This window comes from Streptomyces sp. NPDC054840 (genome assembly GCF_053611065.1).
This window is the reverse complement of the sequence record NZ_JBSGZP010000904.1, coordinates 1-2,394: the sequence shown is the minus strand read 5'-3', so window position 1 is coordinate 2,394 and position 2,394 is coordinate 1. Positions and strand designations below refer to the sequence as shown.

Sequence of the window (2,394 nt, the reverse complement as noted above, 5' to 3'; positions counted from 1 at the left end):
GGTGAAGGGCAGCGGCGGGCGGATCTGGTACTGGCCGCGGACGAGCAGCGCGTCGGGGAAGTTGAGGTTCGCGGCGAGCACCCGCAGCGCCGCCGAGGGCGCCATCAAGCCCCTGATCAGCGAACTCGTCACGCTCCCCGCCGTCGCCGACGCCGTGCAGCGCCTCGCCGACGGAACCACCACCGGCCGGGTCGTCCTGTCCATGCCCCGGCAGCCGGATGTGGCCCGATGACCGCGATCACCGCCGACCAGGTGCTCACCCGCGTCCGGGGCCTGCTCGCCGCCCACCCGCCCGCCGAGACCGACCGCACCCGGTTCCTGCGCGCCCGCTTCGACGCCGGACTCGCCTGGGTCCACTACCCCGAGGGCCTCGGCGGCCTCGGCGCGCCCCGCTCCCTCCAGGTCGTCGTCGATGCCGAACTGGAAGCCGCCGGCGCCCCCGACAACGACCCGCGCCGCATCGGGATCGGCCTCGGCATGGCCGCCCCCACAATCCTCGCGTACGGCACCGACGAGCAGAAGCAGCGCTTCCTGCGACCCCTGTGGATCGGCGAGGAGGTCTGGTGCCAGCTCTTCAGCGAGCCCGGCGCCGGCTCCGACCTCGCCGCGCTCGGCACCCGCGCGATCCGCGACAGCGGCTCCGGCGACTGGATCGTCGACGGGCAGAAGGTGTGGACCTCCAGCGCCCACACCGCCCGCTGGGCCATCCTGATCGCCCGAACCGACCCCGGGCTCCCCAAGCACCAGGGCATCACCTACTTCCTCTGCGACATGCACGCCCCGGGCGTGGAGGTCCGGCCGCTGCGCCAGATCACCGGTGAGGCCGAGTTCAACGAGGTCTTCCTCACCGGCGTACGCATCCCCGACTCCCACCGCCTCGGCGCCGTCGGCGAGGGCTGGGCGGTCGCCCGCACCACCCTGATGAACGAGCGGGTCTCCATCGGCGGGATGCGCATCCCCCGCGAGGGCGGGATGATCGCCCCCGTGGCCGCCGCCTGGCGCGAACGCCCCGAGCTGCGCACCCACGCCCTCCACCAGCGGCTGCTGGAACTCTGGGTCGAGGCCGAGGTCGCCCGCCTCACCGGAGAGCGGCTGCGCCAGCAGCTCGTCGCCGGACAGCCCGGCCCCGAGGGATCGGGCATGAAGCTCACCTTCGCCCGGCTCAACCAGGAGATCAGCGGACTGGAGGTCGAACTCCTCGCGGAGGAGGGCCTCTTGTACGACGACTGGACCATGCGCCGGCCCGAAGGCGTCGACTTCACCGGCCGCGAGGCCGGATACCGCTACCTGCGTGCCAAGGGCAACAGCATCGAGGGCGGCACCAGCGAAATCCTCCTCAACATCGTCGCCGAACGCGTCCTCGGCCTGCCCCCCGAGCCGCGCGACGACAAGGACCTCGCCTGGAAGGACCTGAGCCGATGACCACCGCGGCGGCACCGACCGACCTGCTCTACTCCGAGGCCGAGGAGGAGCTCCGCTCCGCCGTACGCGCACTCCTCACCGACCGCTGCGACGCGAAGAGCGTCCTCGACCGGGCCGAGACGGGCCGGCCGCACGATCCGGCGCTCTGGCACACCCTTGCCGCCGGGATCGGCGCGGCCGGTCTCCTCGTGCCCGAGAAGCTCGGCGGGCAGGGCGCGAGCCACCGCGAGGCGGCCGTGGTCCTGGAGGAGCTGGGCCGGACCGTGGCGCCCGTGCCCTACCTGACGAGCGCCGTGCTCGCCACGGAGATCCTGCTCGGCTGCGACACCGCCGAAGCCGCCCCGCTGCTGCGGGAGCTCGCCTCGGGCAGCACGGTATGCGTGCCCGCCGTGCCGCTGACCCTGGCCCCGGGCGCGCGCCTCCCGGCCCCCGTCCGGGATCTCGGCGACGGGATCCTGACCGGCACGGTCACCTCCGTGGCGGACGCGGTGGCCGCCGACGTCTTGCTGGTCCTGGCCGACACCGGGCTGTACGCCGTCCCGGCCGCCGCGGCCCGGCTGACCCCGCGCGTCCCGCTGGACCTGACCCGCCCCCTCGCCACCGTCACGCTGGAAGCGGCCGCGGGCACTCGCCTCGTGGACCCCGGGACGGCCCGGGCGGCCGTCGCCGGAGCCCTTCTCTCCGGGGCGGGACTGCTCGCCTCCGAACAGCTCGGGGTCGCCGAGTGGTGCCTGGCGGAGACCGTCGGCCACGTCCGGGGCCGCCACCAGTTCAACCGCCCGGTCGGCTCCTTCCAGGCGCTCAAGCACCGCCTCGCCCGGCTCTGGCTCGACGTGGCCTCCGCCCGTGCGGCGGCGCGAGCCGCGGCCGACGCCCTCGCCACCGGGGCCCCCGACGCCCCGCTGACGGTCGCCGTGGCCCAGGCCCACTGCTCGGGCGTGGCCGTCCGCGCCGCCGAGGAGTGCGTACAAC

2 protein-coding genes and 2 pseudogenes are annotated in these 2,394 nt (G+C 74.8%); 3 read left to right on the top strand and 1 reads right to left on the bottom strand.

Annotated elements, in window-relative coordinates; genetic code table 11:
- A pseudogene (locus ACWGIU_RS35760) lies at positions 1-105 on the bottom strand (NADPH:quinone oxidoreductase family protein); the annotation flags it as partial.
- Here ACWGIU_RS35760 and ACWGIU_RS35755 point away from each other — a divergent pair.
- From ACWGIU_RS35755 to ACWGIU_RS35745, 3 genes and pseudogenes are all read left to right on the top strand, one after another.
- Positions 80-232 (top strand): annotated as a pseudogene (locus ACWGIU_RS35755) (NADPH:quinone oxidoreductase family protein); the annotation flags it as partial. The pseudogenes ACWGIU_RS35760 and ACWGIU_RS35755 sit on opposite strands and share 26 nt — an antisense overlap.
- Positions 229-1,422 carry an acyl-CoA dehydrogenase family protein gene (locus ACWGIU_RS35750; RefSeq protein WP_453712258.1) on the top strand — a complete coding sequence of 398 codons (1,194 nt, stop codon included), beginning with the start codon at positions 229-231 and terminating at the stop codon, positions 1,420-1,422. The pseudogene ACWGIU_RS35755 and the gene ACWGIU_RS35750, both read left to right, overlap by 4 nt.
- Positions 1,419-2,394 (top strand): acyl-CoA dehydrogenase family protein (locus ACWGIU_RS35745; RefSeq protein WP_453712257.1); only part of this gene is annotated, 976 nt, incomplete at its 3' end. The genes ACWGIU_RS35750 and ACWGIU_RS35745, both read left to right, overlap by 4 nt.

What these genes read in the sequence shown, in the direction of transcription:
- ACWGIU_RS35750 (WP_453712258.1), top strand. Translation starts at nt 229, where the DNA reads ATGACCGCGATCACCGCCGACCAGGTGCTCACCCGCGTCCGGGGCCTG.